Origin of the sequence: Pseudomonas sp. R1-15, assembly GCF_051132085.1 — a bacterium.
Taxonomy (GTDB): Bacteria; Pseudomonadota; Gammaproteobacteria; order Pseudomonadales; family Pseudomonadaceae; genus Aquipseudomonas.
Map to the genome: position 1 here is coordinate 1,921,424 of NZ_CP071660.1, position 13,436 is coordinate 1,934,859.

The window sequence follows — 13,436 nt, forward strand, 5'->3', positions numbered from 1 at the left end:
CTAGTGCGGGCCGCTCAAGTCACCCAGGCTTTCGCGCCCTGTTGAGGGGCTTCTCCAGAGGACACTGGACATGACACAGGCAATTGCAGCGCCCACCGTTCACGATTTGATCGGCATCGGCTTCGGCCCTTCGAACCTGGCGCTGGCCATCGCGCTCCAGGAACGTGGCCCGGTCCAGGGCGAACTGGATGTGTTGTTCCTCGACAAACAGGCCGACTACCGCTGGCACGGCAATACACTGGTGACCCAGAGCGAATTGCAGATTTCCTTCCTCAAGGATCTGGTGACGCTGCGCAACCCGACCAGCCCGTACTCGTTCGTCAATTACCTCAAGCACCATGGCCGCCTGGTGGATTTCATCAACCTCGGCACTTTCTACCCGTGTCGCATGGAGTACAACGACTACCTGCGCTGGGTGGCGGCGCAGTTCGCCGGCCAGAGCCGCTACGGCGAAGAGGTGCTGCGCATCGAGCCGGTGCTGCACAACCAGCAGGTTGAAGCGCTACGAGTGATTTCCCGCAACGGACGGGGCGAGGAGTGTGTGCGCACCACGCGTTCGGTGGTGGTCAGCGCTGGCGGCACGCCGCGCATCCCCGAGGCGTTCAAAGGGTTCAGGGAAGATGCGCGGGTGTTCCATCACTCGCAGTATCTGGAGCGCATGACAACCCAACCGTGCGTGAGCGGCCAGCCAATGAAAATCGCGATCATCGGCGGCGGCCAGAGCGCAGCCGAAGCCTTCATCGACCTCAACGACAGCTTCCCATCGGCGCAGGTCGACATGATCCTGCGCGGCTCGGCCCTCAAGCCGGCCGACGACAGCCCGTTCGTCAACGAAGTGTTTTCGCCGGAGTTCACCGACCTGGTGTTCCAGCAACCGCACAGCGAGCGCGAGCGGCTGGTCAATGAATACCACAACACCAATTATTCGGTGGTGGACATTGACCTCATCGAACGCATCTACGGGATTTTCTATCGCCAGAAAGTCTCGGGCATCGCCCGCCATGCGTTCCGTACCCTGACCACGATCGAAAAAGCCACGGCCACGGAGAATGGCGTGGAGTTGGCCATGCGCAACAACGCCACCGGCGAGCTGACAAACCGGCGCTATGACGCGGTGGTGCTCGCCACCGGCTACGAGCGCCAGATGCACCGCACCTTGCTGGAGCCGCTGGCGCAATACCTCGGCGATTTCGAGGTGGATCGCAACTACAAACTGATCACCGATGAGCGCTGCAAGGCCGCCATCTACATGCAGGGCTTTTGTCAGGCCAGCCATGGTTTGAGCGATACCTTGCTGTCGATCCTGCCGGTGCGCGCCGACGAAATCGCCGGCTCGCTCTATGAGCACGGCAAGGAACGCGGCCTGGGCCAATCGGTACGGGAACGATTGCTGGCCACGGCATAAGGTCTGCCGGCAGGCGGCGATCCCGGGCTGCGCTTGAGCGCAATACCACGGATCGCCGTCTGCGCCTGAGCGATGTTATTACTCGATAACACATCAGGAAATTCTTCAGAAACTTCCTACACTCCAGTCACGCTTGCTGTATTTTGCGACAGGCACGCTGACGGTTCGCTGTTCCCTTGCTTTGGCAGGCAGAACCTTATTTTCACCCAGGTTCGGTGGCGCTCCCGCGCCAACTCTGCCAAGGCCAGGCGAAACCCTCTGATCCGATGATTGTGTTTTCACGCATGAGCCTGGCGGCGTTGTGGCTGGGTTTATTGAGCATGGCGCCGGAGACCGTCGCTGCGCCCGAGTCGCTGCAGGTGCTTGGGCGTTCCACCGTGAGCGGTTATTCGGTGTCACTGGACGCAGCCGACCAGGCCTGGCTGCGCGACAAGGGCTCGTTGCTGCTGGGCGCCTCGGCGCCGGATTATGCGCCGTTCGGTATCACCGGCAATGGCCGTGAATACGAAGGCCTGACCGCCGATTACGCCGGGTTGCTCGGTCAGTTGTTGCAGGTCGATGTGCAGGTGCGCCGGTACCCGTCGCGGGCCGAGGCGCTGCAGGCCCTGCGCGGCGGTGCAATCGACATGCTCGGCAGCGCCAATGGCTTCGAGGCTGGCGACCCGGAACTGGCGATGTCCCAGGCCTACGCCGATGACCAGCCGACCCTGGTGACCCGTGCCGGTGACAATCGCAAGCTCGCGCCGGACCTGGCGGGCAAGCGGGTGGCGATGCTCTATCACTATCTGCCCCCTGAGGCGGTCAAGGCTTTTTACCCCAAGGCTTCGCTGCAGCTGTACCCGTCGACCCTGAGCGCTATCGGTGCCGTGGCTTTCGGCCAGGCCGACGTCTATCTGGGGGACTCGATCAGTGCCCATTACCTGATCACCAAGAACTACCTGAATAACGTCCAGTTGGCCGATTTTTCACGCTTGGAAGTGCAGCCGTTCGCGTTTGCCCTGGCGCGTGACAATACGCGCCTGCTGCGGATCATCAACAGCGCCTTGCAAGCCATTCCCGACACCGAGCGCATGGCGATCCTGCGCCGCTGGAGTGCCGGGGGCGCAAGCATGCCCGGGCATCAGCGCCTGCATTTCAGTGTCAACGAGCAGCGCTGGCTGGACACGCATCCGCGGATCAGGGTGGTGATCAATGATCATTTCATGCCGCTGACGTTCATTGATCAGCAGGGGCACTTTCGCGGTATCAGTGCCGATGTGCTGGCGAAAATCAGCCTGCGCACTGGGCTGAAATTCGATATCCGGCACGGTGAGTCGCTTGAGGATCTGATCGCGCAGGTTAAGGGCGGCGAGGCCGACGTCGTGGCGGCGTTCCCACCGGGTTCCGACTACGCCGATGAACTGAGTTCCACCCGACCTTATTTGAGCAATCCCTACGTGCTCGTGGCCGCCCTGGATACCCAGGCCCCCGTCACGCCGGAGCAGATGGCCGGCAAGCGCCTGGCGCTGGTGCGCGGCAATGTGCTGCGCGATTACCTGCTGCAGCAATTTCCCGACGTCCAACTGGTGCCGGCGCAAAACGCCGCCGATGCCCTGGCCATGGTGGCTTCCGGCGCGGTGGACGCGGCGATCAGCCCGCTGCTCAGTGCCAGCTACATGATCTCCCGTCAGTACCGCGACACGCTGCAGATCACCTGCACCGTCGGCACCGAGCCGGCGCTGATCGCCTTGGGCACTCGCCGGGACGCGCCGCAGTTGCACTCGATCCTGGACAAGGCGCTGCTCAGCATTGCCCCTGAGGAAATGGACGAACTGACCAACCGCTGGCGTACGGAAATCGTTGTGGAAGACAGTTATTGGCTGCGCCACCGCGCCACTGTCCTCCAGGGCTTCGCCATCGCTGCACTGCTGTTGCTCCTGGCGCTGGGCTGGATCGGCTATCTGCGCCACCTGATACGCAAGCGTCGGCAGGCCGAAGTCGCCCTCAACGACCAGCTGGAATTCATGCGGGTATTGATCGATGGTACGCCGCATCCGATCTATGTCCGTGATCGCGAGGCGCGGCTAGTGTTGTGCAACAGCGGCTACCTGGAGGTATTCGGTGCCGAACGGCAGAGCGTTGTCGGCAAGACCCTGCTCGAAAGCGCGCCGGGGGATCCGGTCGAAGCGCGGCTCTACCACCATGACTATCTAAGGGTCATGGAGGAGGGCTTGCCACGGGTCCAGGACCGCCGCCTGACTGTGGCCAACGGCGAGGTGCTGACCATCTATCAATGGATGCTGCCGTATCGCGGCAGCGACGGCGCAGTCAGCGGCATGATCGGCGGCTGGATCGACGTCAGCGAACGCCAGCACCTGCTCGAACAATTGCGCATTGCCAAGGACGGTTCGGATGACGCCAACCGGGCCAAGACCACGTTCCTGGCGACCATGAGCCACGAGATCCGCACGCCGATGAACGCGGTGATCGGCATGCTCGAAATGGCGCTGAAAAAGGCCGAAGAAGGCATTGTCGATCGGGAGGCCATCGAGGTCGCTTCGGGCGCTGCCCATGGCTTGCTGGCGTTGATCGGCGACATCCTCGATGTTGCCCGTATCGAGTCCGGGCGGATGTCGCTGGCGCCGGAGCGCGCCAACCTGCGGGAGCTGGTCGAGTCGGTGGCGCGGGTTTTCGAAGGCCTGGCCCGGCAGAAACACCTGGGCCTGCAATTGGCGCTGAACGATGAGCTCGACCGCGACGTGCTGATCGATCCGTTGCACTTCAAGCAGGTGCTGTCGAACCTGCTCAGCAACGCGATCAAGTTCACCGATCAGGGCTTGGTGCGCTTGATCGCCGAGGTCGTCCCCGGCAGCGAAGACGAGCGACTTGCTGTTCGCTTGCGGGTGGAAGACACCGGCAGCGGGATTTCCCTTGAAGACCAGCAGCGGCTGTTCCAGCCGTTCACCCAGGTCGGCGACAACCGCGAGTCTACCCGCGGCGGTTCCGGGCTGGGGTTGGTCATCAGCCGGACCTTGTGCGAAATGATGGGCGGCACCCTGACGATGAGCAGCCTGCCGGGGGAGGGCACGCAGGTCGAGATCCGGCTGGATCTGCCGCTGCTCGACGCCTTGCTCCAGGCCCCACTTGTCGAGGGCAAGGCGCCGTTGCCGATGCGGGCGCTGGCCATTCTGGTGGTCGATGACTATCCGGCCAATCGCCTGCTGCTGTGCCAGCAACTGAGTTACCTGGGCCATCGCGTGGAGGAGGCTGCGGAGGGTGTGCAAGGCCTGCAAGCGTGGCGCGCCGGGCGCTTCGACATGGTCATTACCGACTGCAACATGCCCCTGATGGATGGCTACGCATTGACCCGAGCCATTCGTGAAGAGGAGCGCGCGCGAGGCCTGTCGCCGATATTGATACTGGGGTTCACCGCCAATGCCCAGCCAGAAGAAAAGCAGCGTTGCATCGACGCGGGAATGAACGACTGCCTGTTCAAGCCCATCGGTCTCGAAGTCCTCGGTGCGCGTCTGGCGCAGGTTTTTCCGGAACCGGCCGCAGGGTTTCCTGGAACGGAGGCCGAGGCGCCCACGGATGATTTTGACCTGGACGGCCTGGCGCAGTTGACCGGCGGCGATACGGAGGCGCTGAACAGCCTGATCAGCGAACTGGTCACCTGCAATACCGAAGACACCGCGCAGTTGCTGCGCTTGTCCGCCCGGCATGATCTGCCCGGACTCGCCGACCTGGCGCATCGGATCAAGGGCGGGGCGCGGATGGTCAGGGCGCAAGGTCTGGTTAGCGCGTGCGATGCCCTGGAAGACGCTTGCAGGGGCCGGGATGCGTCGTCGTTGGCCGATGCGGTGGGCGACTTGCAGCAGGCGCTCGAACATTTGACCGGGCGGCTGCGTGCTTCGTCGCTCTAGCCAGGTTGAAGTGGTTCCTGACCGGCGTGAGGGGATATTGACCGCAGGACGGCGCCATGGGCGCCATTTACCCGGTTTTTAAGATTTTTCCTACAGCGTCCTTTGGAAGCTTTCTCTAGCCTGACGCCTCCTGACGTTCATGGGCCGCCTTACCCGTCGCGTTGCCATTGGATGCCCGTCATGCCGAACAAAGCATTACGTATCATGATCGCCGATTCAGAGCATTTTCATCGAATGAAGCTTGAGCGCCTGTTCAACCAGCGGGGTTATTTCCGGATTGCGCCGGTGAACGACATGGAGGAATTGTTGCTGCTGGTGGAGTATGGCAGCGAGCCGTTCGACGTGATCGTCGCCAATGCCCGACTGGCAAGTGGCGGAGTGGAGTTAGCCGATTTCCTGGTCGACAACCCCCAGGTGCTTCACGGGTTGATCTACAACATGCCACAGGCTGGCGTGTCGCCGCAGGTAGGTGGGCGCCGGTCTCACGTGCAACTGAGCCAGGCCGCGTTGCCCGATCCTGTTGCACTGGCCTGCCTGATGGCTCGTGTCGAGGGAGCGCGTATCAGCGAGCGGGCGCGCTCTTGACGAGGTGGTTGTCGCCGGGCCAATGACCACTGGTCGCACCTGTCAGATCTGACAGGTGAATCCTGCCCACCGCTTGTGCAAGAGTTCGATGCCGTCTGGCACCAATGTCATTTGTAATTACCCAGGGAGTTGCCGTGAAAGACATGTTGATCGTGGACGACCACCCTGTCATTCGAGGAGCGTTGCGGCTCATTTGCCAGAATGAAGGGGCTGCGCAGGTCCGCGATGCCAGCAACGTGGCGCAAGCCAGGGCCTTGATCAAGGAAGGCATACCCGACCTGGTAATCCTGGATTTGGTAATGAACGGTTTCGACGGCCTTGAACTGTTGAGCTGGATCATGGCCGAGTTCCCGTCATGCGGGGTGCTGGTGTTTACCTCCCAGGATGCCCAGCATTTCTGCAATCGCTGTATCTCGGCGGGGGCCCGAGGGTTTGTCACCAAGAGAAGCGACCTGAAGGAATTGACCAAGGCCATTCATGCATTGAAGTCCGGTTATTCCTATTTCCCACAGATGTCCGTCCGCCTGGATTTCCAGCAGCGCACCGAACAGCAGGCGCTGGAGAGTCTCTCGATCCGCGAGTTGTCAATCCTGCGGATGCTGGCCATGGGCATGCGCGGCAAGGACGTCGCCGAAGCTTTGTTCCTGAGCCCCAAGACGGTCAGCACCTACAAGACCCGCCTGCTGGAAAAGCTTGGCTTGAAAACCCTGGTGGGCCTGTCGGATTTCGCCAAGCGCAATCACTTGTAGGGCACCGTGGGGAGCGCCTTGCCGCATGCGCTAGGCCATGTCGCTCTGGCTGAACTCCTCGGCGAGGAAGTCGATCAGGGTTCGCACCGAGGGCAGCAAGCCACGGCGTGAGGCGAATATCGCATGGACGATCCCGCATTTCGGTGTCCAGCCCGGCACCAGTTCCACCAGGCGTCCGGCCGCCAGGTCCTCGCGTACCACGACTGTGGGCAGGTGAGCGATGCCGATGCCCGCCAGCACCGCATGACGCAAGGCCAGCAGGTCGTCGGTGACCATGCGCGGTGCGTGGCGGATCAGCGCGCGGGTGCCGTCCGGGCCGAACAGCTCCCATTGGTATTCACGTTGCGCCGAACCCCAGTGGACGCTCGGCAGGCCATTGAGGTCCGCCGGCGAGGCGGGGGACGACAGGCCTTCACGATAGACCGGGCTTCCCACCAGGCACTGGGTGCTGTTGCTCAGCACCTTCATGACCATGTCAGTGTTTTCCAACGGGGGGAAACGGACCCGCAACGCGATATCGAACCCTTCGTGGAGCAGGTCGACGCGGCGGTTGGTGCTCTCGATGAACAGCTCCACCCGCGGGTACTTGACCATGTAGCGGGTCAGCATCGGTCCGACCCAGCTGTTGAGCAGCGCCGTCGGGCAACTGATGCGCACCAGTCCCTGGGGTTCTGAGCGGTTGCGTTCGATCACTTCGGCGGCGCTTTCAGCCTCGACCCGCATGGCCAGGCAGCGCTGGTAATAGGCCTGGCCGATTTCCGTCAACGAACAATGCCGGCTGGTGCGATGGATCAGCCTGACGCCCAGGCGCTCCTCCAACTGGGCGATACGCCGGCTGAGCTTGGACTTGGGCATGTCCAGCGCCCGGCCAGCGGGGGCGAAGCCGCCGTGTTCGACCACTTGGGTGAAGTAGTACAGGGTGTTGAGGTCTTCGATGATCGTTCTCCTGATGGAACGCTACGGCCGATTTTTGCAGTCTAGCGCATCAAGGGGTGCGGTTTTAAGCTGTTCCATCGAATGGCAACACCCGATTGGAGACTCAGCATGAAAAACATCACCGGCGTCTATACCAGTCCGCGGCCTCATTGGGTCGGCGACGGCTTTCCGGTTCGCACGCTGTTTTCCTACGACAACCTGGGCAAACATGTCAGCCCGTTCCTGCTGCTCGATCATGCGGCCCCCAGCGAATTTGCACCGACCACCGAGCGACGCGGCGTAGGCCAGCACCCTCATCGTGGTTTCGAAACCGTGACCATCGTCTACCAGGGCGAACTGGAACATCGCGATTCGACTGGCAGCGGCGGCAGGATCGGCCCCGGTGACGTGCAATGGATGACCGCTGCGTCCGGCATCATTCACGAAGAGTTCCACTCCGAAGCCTTCGCCCGGCAGGGCGGGTTCATGGAAATGGTCCAGCTGTGGGTCAACTTGCCCGCCAAGGACAAGATGGCGCCGGCCGGCTACCAGACCATTCTCAAGGGCGACATCCCACAGATCGCACTGGAGGACGGAGCCGGTAGCTTGCGCCTGATTGCCGGGTCCTTCGAAGGGCATCAAGGCCCGGCGAAAACCTTTACCCCAATCGACGTCTGGGATATCCGCCTGAACGCCGGGAAGCACCTGACCGTGGCCGTGCATGACGGTTACAACACCGCATTGGTAGTGCTGCGCGGTACCGTCCAGGTCAACGGCCGTGAACGCGTCGAGCAAGGGCAACTGGCCCTGTTCGAACGGGCCGGCGACCAATTGAGCCTGCAAGCCGATCATGACGCGGTGGTCCTGTTGCTCAGTGGCGAGCCCATCGATGAACCCATCGTCGGCCATGGCCCGTTCGTGATGAACAGCCAGCAGGAAATCCTCCAGGCTTTCGAGGATTTCCATTCCGGGCGCTTCGGCCGGATGCAGGGCTGAAGTGGTCGCATAGCCCTGTAGACCTCACCTGTGGGAGCGAGCCTGCTCGCGAAAGCGGTATCACAATCGAAAAAGTTGTCGATTGGACAGGCCTCTTCGCGAGCAGGCTCGCTCCCACATGGGGACTGCGGTGTACCTGGGTTTTATGTTTGCCACTGTGGGTGATCTCTACAGAGCGTCCATTCTGTGCCAATCTTCGCCAATGGCCTTCCTGGAGCTGTCCCGATGCTGTCTCTGTTCACCGACCACCCGCTGCTCTGTGCCCTGGCACTGCTTGTGCTCGATCTGGTGTTGTGGCGGCTGGTCAGCGCCGACCGGACCTACTGGAAAATCGGTGTACGGCTGCTGATCTTTTCGTTGTTCAGCGTGCTGCTGTTCAACGAAGGCCTCAATCCCATGGAAAAAGCCCAGTGGGTCGACGACGTGCCCCGGCACCTCGCGGCGACCGGCTTGCAGATCGGCTGGTGGTTGTTCGCCGCGCGCACCCTGACGGTGATGATCGGTGCAGTGATGATGCAACGGGTCGGCCATACCGGGCGGCTATTGCAGGACCTGCTCGGTGCGGTGATTTTCCTGGTCGCGGTCATCGCCGCGTTGGCGTATGTGCTCGACCTGCCGGTCAAAGGCGTGCTGGCGACGTCCGGCGCGATGGCAATCATCGTCGGCCTGGCGTTGCAGAGCACCCTCAGCGATGTTTTCTCCGGCATCGTGCTCAATACCACCAAGCCCTATCAGGTCGATGACTGGATTTCCATCGACGGCACCGAAGGCCGGGTCACAGACATCGATTGGCGGGCTACACGGCTGCAGACCTCCCAGGGGAGCATGGCGGTGATCCCCAACTCGCTGGCGGCAAAAGCCAAGATCATCAATTTCAGCCGACCCAGCGATGTCCATGGCTTGTCGATCAGCATCCAGGTGAGCCCTCACGCACGGCCGCAAACGGTAATCGACGCACTGGAGCGGGCGATGGTCGGCTGCCGTGCGTTGCTGCCCAGCCCGGAGCCCTGCGTGGCGCTGAAAAGCACCGGCAGTGGCGGGGCGGAATACGAGATCAGTGGGTTCGTTGCGTCGATGGGCCAGAAGCGCGGGGTGCGCAACCAGTTGTTCGACCTGGCGTTCCGGCATTTGCAGGCGTCCGGCGTGAGCCTGCTATCTACCAGTGAAAGCGCGGCTCCCGCGGTGGTGTCGCGGCCTCGGGCATTGCTGGAGAGCTCGAACATTTTCTCGACCCTGCGCCAGGATGAAAAAGACACCTTCAGCCAGAACATGACCCTGCAAACCTTCCGCGCCGGCGACGTGATCCTGGCGGCCGGGGAGGTCAGCGATCATCTGTTCATCATCGAGTCCGGGGTGGTCAGCGTGACGCTCATGCGTAACGGCCAGCCGCTGGAGGGCGGGCGCATGGGACCGGGGGAAGTCATTGGCGAAGCCGGAATCGTCGCCGAACAAGCCGCACTGGCGAACTTCTCCGCCAAGACCTTCTGCACCCTGTATCGCATCGAGAACAGCTACCTCAAGCCCTGCCTCGAAGCCCGTCGCGATATCAACGACGCGATGAAAAACCTTCTGGACGTGCGTATGCACCTGGCCCAGAACCTGACTCGCGACGTGCCCAAGCCGGTGGCCAAGAAGCGTTTTCTGCAATGGTTGCGCAGCCGCGCCTGAGTACCTGTGGCGAGGGAGCTTGCTCCCGCTGGGCTGCGCAGCGGCCCCAAAACCAGACACCTCGGTGCAGCGGGTAAACCGTGCCAGCCGGTTTACGACTGCTGCGCAGCCGAGCGGGAGCAAGCCCCCTCGCCACGAAGGCATTCTTTGATTTCCCGACCATTGGCCACCCGAACTTCCCAACAATTGGCTATTTGTCCGGCGCCAGGGCAGGGCTAACGTAGCGCCACACCTCATTGTTTCAGGAGTTCACCATGCAACCGCGTATCGATTTTTATACCGCTTCCCCCGACGCCTACAAAGCCATGCTGACGCTGCAAAACACGGTGTCGAAACTGGGCCTGGAAAAGTCCCTGCTGGAGCTGGTCAAGCTGCGTTCTTCGCAGATCAACGGCTGCGCATTCTGCATCGACATGCACACCGCCGATGCGCGCAAGGACGGCGAGACCGAGCGGCGCCTGTACGCGGTGACCGCCTGGCGCGAAGCACCGTTCTTTACCGGCCGTGAACGCGCCGCGTTGGCCTGGACCGAAGCGCTGACACGCCTGAGCGAGACCCATGCGCCGGACGCGGACTACGCGCTGCTGAGCGAGCATTTCACGCCCAAGGAGATGGTCGACCTGACCGTGGCGATCAACGCCATCAACGGCTGGAATCGGCTGGCGGTGGGCTTTCGGAAAATGCCCGAGGTTTGATTCGAGCCCTGCTTACCTCAGGTAGTTCTTGGGCGTGAGACCGGTCATGAGCTTGAAGAAAGCGATAAAGACGCTGTCGCTGGCAAAGCCCAGTTCGAAAGCGCAATAGCTCAGGCTGCGACCGGTGGCGAGCAGCTCAATGGCACGCATCAAGCGCCATTGCTGACGCCACTGCTGATAGCTCATGCCGGTTTCCCGTTGCAGGATTCGCCCGATGGTCCGGCCACTCGCGCCGATCTGCTGCTCCAGCACAGCCAGCGCCGGTGGCAGTTGTTCCAGAGTCTTGAGCAGCGGCGCCAGGCGCTTGTCTTGAGGCAGCGGCAGCAGCATCGGTTGTGGCGCCGCCTGGCGGATTTCCTCCAGGCACAGGCCCAGCAGATGCGCGTTGCGGCCCTGCATCCAGTCGCTGTCAAACGCAGCGTGGGCGATTGGTTCAAGTACGGCGCGCAGCAGTGGCGATACCTCGATGATGCGTACTTGCGAAGGTAGATCGGCGCACAGAGCCGGCGTCAGGTAGATCGATCGATACTCCACGCTCTGTTGCATCACTGCGCGGTGGGGCGTGCCCGGTGGAATCCAGGCCGCTCTTGAGGGAGGCAGCAGGCAAAGCTGCCGCTGCAAGGTGATGCGCGTGCAGCCCTGAAAGGTGAACAGCAATTGCCCACGCCGGTGAGCGTGCAAGCCAGAATCGTGATGACCCAGCGTTGCGGCGATGCCAACGACCGGCGCGTGATGGCGATCGGGGTCGAAGCGGGCGTGAGCGTCGAGCCAAGCCATGAGTTTGTCCGATTTCAGCGATTTATTGTCAGGCCCTGGATAATACGACAGCCATAGCGTTTATAGACTGCTCGCCATTCTTTCAGCGAGCATTTTCCATGACATCCCGTCCTCTGCTTCATCTGGCGATCGCCCTGGTCATGTTTCCCCAGATCGCCCAGACCCTTTACAGCCCTGCATTGGCAGACATCAGCCAGGCCTTTGCCGTCAGCGCCCAAATGGCGGCGCAGACGCTGTCGGTGTTTTTCCTGGGGTTCGCTCTCGGAGTGGTGGTATGGGGCCGCCTCTGTGATCGCGCGGGCCGTCGGCCCGTCATGCTGGCCGGCCTCGCGTTGTACGGGGCTGCGACCGTGCTCGGTTTGAACGCCTCCAGCTTTGACGCGTTGCTGGCCTTTCAGGCCTTGGCCGCGTTCGGCGCCGCAGTCGGTTCGGTGGTGACCCAAACGGTTTTGCGTGACCGCTTCCAAGGCGCCGAACTGGGCCAGGTCTTCTCGATCATCGGTATCGCACTGGCGGCCAGTCCGGCTATCGGTCTGTTCAGCGGCGCGGGCCTGGTGGAGCTCTTCGGGTATCAAGGCGTACTCGGTGCACTCCTGCTGCTGTCGTTGGTCCTGCTGCTGTGGTGCGTGTGTGCCTTGCCCGAAACCTTGCCGGTCCGACTGCCTCCACCGCCGCTGTTGAAAATCCTCTGGCGCATGCTGGTGGACCCGGCCATCTGGCGTTCGGCATGGCTGGTGGCTGCGTTCAACGTGGCGCTGTTCAGCTACTACAACCTCGCACCGTTCCAGTTCGAACGGCTCGGCTTGAGTCCCGCCATGTTCGGTTACAGCGGAGTGGTTCTGGCGTTGGGTTCAGGTTTGGGCGCCTGGCTCAACAAGCGCCTGCTGGCACGCGGATTCGACGGCAAACAATTGTCGGCCCTGGCGGCGATCGTCCTGCTGGTGGGCGGTTCGGGTGTGCAAGGCCTGCTCGACAGCGGCAGCTTTGTCGCACCGATGTTGCTGGTGGTGCTGGCGTTCGGCATGGCGATCCCCAACGTTCTGGGGGCGGCGCTCGTACATTACAAGGATTGCCTGGGCACGGCCGGCGCGCTGTTCGGCCTGTTCTACTACGTGCTGATCGGTGCTGCGCTGATGCTCGCCGCCTGGTTCCAGGCGCTGGGCTGGACCTTGATCGTTTGCGGCACGCTGGCGGTGGGCTTGACGGTGCGCCAGTTGCTGCGTGCCAAACGCCAGTCATCCCGTGCCGGGAACTAAGCCCGATCACTTTTCTTCTACCCACAATAGGCGGCCCAAAGCCGCCTTTGTCAGAGGAGTCGATCATGCAAGTTCAAGTCAACAGCAACCATATCGAAGGCAGTGTCCGATTGCAGGAGTGGGTCGGCAGTACGGTGGTGGACGCGCTACAGCGTTTCGAAGACCAGTTGGCCCGGGTTGAAATCCACGTCAGCGACGAGAACGCCCAGAAGGGCGGCGCCGCTGACAAACGCTGCCAGATCGAGGCGCGTCTGCAAGGCGTTGCGGCCATCTCCGTAAGCCACAAGGCCGAAAGCCTGGAGCTGGCGGTCGAGGGCGCCGCCGAGAAAATGCTGCATGCGCTCGATCATCAGGTTGGCAAGCTCAACCCCGCCGTCGAATCCATGGGGCGCGTGACCGCTCCGGTGGATGAAGCGCCACCGGAATTGGTGGACGCCATGCTGGAGGAAGATTTCCTCGCAAACCAAGAGGCTCGTGGCAAAGAATAA

Annotated in this window: 11 protein-coding genes; 9 read left to right on the plus strand and 2 right to left on the minus strand. The window is 62.2% G+C overall.

Annotated features, from left to right (window positions below; all coding sequences use genetic code 11):
- Positions 1–70: 70 nt before the first annotated feature.
- From J3P97_RS08670 to J3P97_RS08685, 4 genes are all read left to right on the plus strand, one after another.
- Positions 71–1,405 carry a lysine N(6)-hydroxylase/L-ornithine N(5)-oxygenase family protein gene (locus J3P97_RS08670; protein WP_434673926.1) on the plus strand — a complete coding sequence of 445 codons (1,335 nt, stop codon included), beginning with the start codon at positions 71–73 and terminating at the stop codon, positions 1,403–1,405.
- Positions 1,406–1,671: 266 nt separating this feature from the next.
- Positions 1,672–5,307, plus strand: a complete 3,636-nt coding sequence (locus tag J3P97_RS08675) for a transporter substrate-binding domain-containing protein (RefSeq protein ID WP_434673927.1) — start codon at positions 1,672–1,674, stop codon at positions 5,305–5,307.
- Between the two features lie 180 nt (positions 5,308–5,487).
- A complete protein-coding gene (locus J3P97_RS08680) occupies positions 5,488–5,892 on the plus strand; it encodes a hypothetical protein (protein WP_434673928.1) in 405 nt (134 codons plus the stop codon).
- 134 nt (positions 5,893–6,026) lie between these two features.
- On the plus strand, positions 6,027–6,641 hold the full coding sequence (locus J3P97_RS08685) for a response regulator (RefSeq protein WP_434673929.1): 615 nt from the start codon (positions 6,027–6,029) through the stop codon (positions 6,639–6,641).
- Between the two features lie 30 nt (positions 6,642–6,671).
- Here J3P97_RS08685 and J3P97_RS08690 read toward each other — a convergent pair whose 3' ends face one another.
- The gene (locus tag J3P97_RS08690; RefSeq protein ID WP_305501314.1) at positions 6,672–7,577 is read right to left on the minus strand and encodes a LysR family transcriptional regulator; all 906 of its coding nucleotides are present in this window, start codon (positions 7,575–7,577) and stop codon (positions 6,672–6,674) included.
- Positions 7,578–7,685: 108 nt separating this feature from the next.
- On the opposite strand from J3P97_RS08690, the gene J3P97_RS08695 reads away from it, so the two are divergent.
- From J3P97_RS08695 to J3P97_RS08705, 3 genes are all read left to right on the plus strand, one after another.
- Positions 7,686–8,552, plus strand: a complete 867-nt coding sequence (locus J3P97_RS08695; RefSeq protein ID WP_434673930.1) for a pirin family protein — start codon at positions 7,686–7,688, stop codon at positions 8,550–8,552.
- 225 nt (positions 8,553–8,777) lie between these two features.
- Positions 8,778–10,220 carry a mechanosensitive ion channel domain-containing protein gene (locus J3P97_RS08700; RefSeq protein ID WP_434673931.1) on the plus strand — a complete coding sequence of 481 codons (1,443 nt, stop codon included), beginning with the start codon at positions 8,778–8,780 and terminating at the stop codon, positions 10,218–10,220.
- Positions 10,221–10,474: 254 nt separating this feature from the next.
- Positions 10,475–10,915, plus strand: a complete 441-nt coding sequence (locus J3P97_RS08705) for a carboxymuconolactone decarboxylase family protein (protein WP_434603441.1) — start codon at positions 10,475–10,477, stop codon at positions 10,913–10,915.
- A 12-nt stretch (positions 10,916–10,927) separates the two neighbouring features.
- Here the strand turns inward: J3P97_RS08705 and J3P97_RS08710 are convergent, their stop codons facing one another.
- Positions 10,928–11,692 (minus strand): AraC family transcriptional regulator, encoded by a 765-nt coding sequence (locus J3P97_RS08710; protein WP_434673932.1) that lies wholly within the window; start codon positions 11,690–11,692, stop codon positions 10,928–10,930.
- Positions 11,693–11,790: 98 nt separating this feature from the next.
- On the opposite strand from J3P97_RS08710, the gene J3P97_RS08715 reads away from it, so the two are divergent.
- Positions 11,791–12,948 (plus strand): MFS transporter, encoded by a 1,158-nt coding sequence (locus J3P97_RS08715; protein WP_434673933.1) that lies wholly within the window; start codon positions 11,791–11,793, stop codon positions 12,946–12,948.
- 65 nt (positions 12,949–13,013) lie between these two features.
- On the plus strand, positions 13,014–13,436 hold the full coding sequence (locus tag J3P97_RS08720) for an HPF/RaiA family ribosome-associated protein (RefSeq protein WP_434569238.1): 423 nt from the start codon (positions 13,014–13,016) through the stop codon (positions 13,434–13,436).

What these genes read in the sequence shown, in the direction of transcription:
- J3P97_RS08670 (WP_434673926.1), top strand. Translation starts at nt 71, where the DNA reads ATGACACAGGCAATTGCAGCGCCCACCGTTCACGATTTGATCGGCATC.
- J3P97_RS08675 (WP_434673927.1), top strand. Translation starts at nt 1,672, where the DNA reads ATGATTGTGTTTTCACGCATGAGCCTGGCGGCGTTGTGGCTGGGTTTA.
- J3P97_RS08680 (WP_434673928.1), top strand. Translation starts at nt 5,488, where the DNA reads ATGCCGAACAAAGCATTACGTATCATGATCGCCGATTCAGAGCATTTT.
- J3P97_RS08695 (WP_434673930.1), top strand. Translation starts at nt 7,686, where the DNA reads ATGAAAAACATCACCGGCGTCTATACCAGTCCGCGGCCTCATTGGGTC.
- J3P97_RS08700 (WP_434673931.1), top strand. Translation starts at nt 8,778, where the DNA reads ATGCTGTCTCTGTTCACCGACCACCCGCTGCTCTGTGCCCTGGCACTG.
- J3P97_RS08705 (WP_434603441.1), top strand. Translation starts at nt 10,475, where the DNA reads ATGCAACCGCGTATCGATTTTTATACCGCTTCCCCCGACGCCTACAAA.
- J3P97_RS08710 (WP_434673932.1), bottom strand. Translation starts at nt 11,692, where the DNA reads ATGGCTTGGCTCGACGCTCACGCCCGCTTCGACCCCGATCGCCATCAC.
- J3P97_RS08715 (WP_434673933.1), top strand. Translation starts at nt 11,791, where the DNA reads ATGACATCCCGTCCTCTGCTTCATCTGGCGATCGCCCTGGTCATGTTT.
- J3P97_RS08720 (WP_434569238.1), top strand. Translation starts at nt 13,014, where the DNA reads ATGCAAGTTCAAGTCAACAGCAACCATATCGAAGGCAGTGTCCGATTG.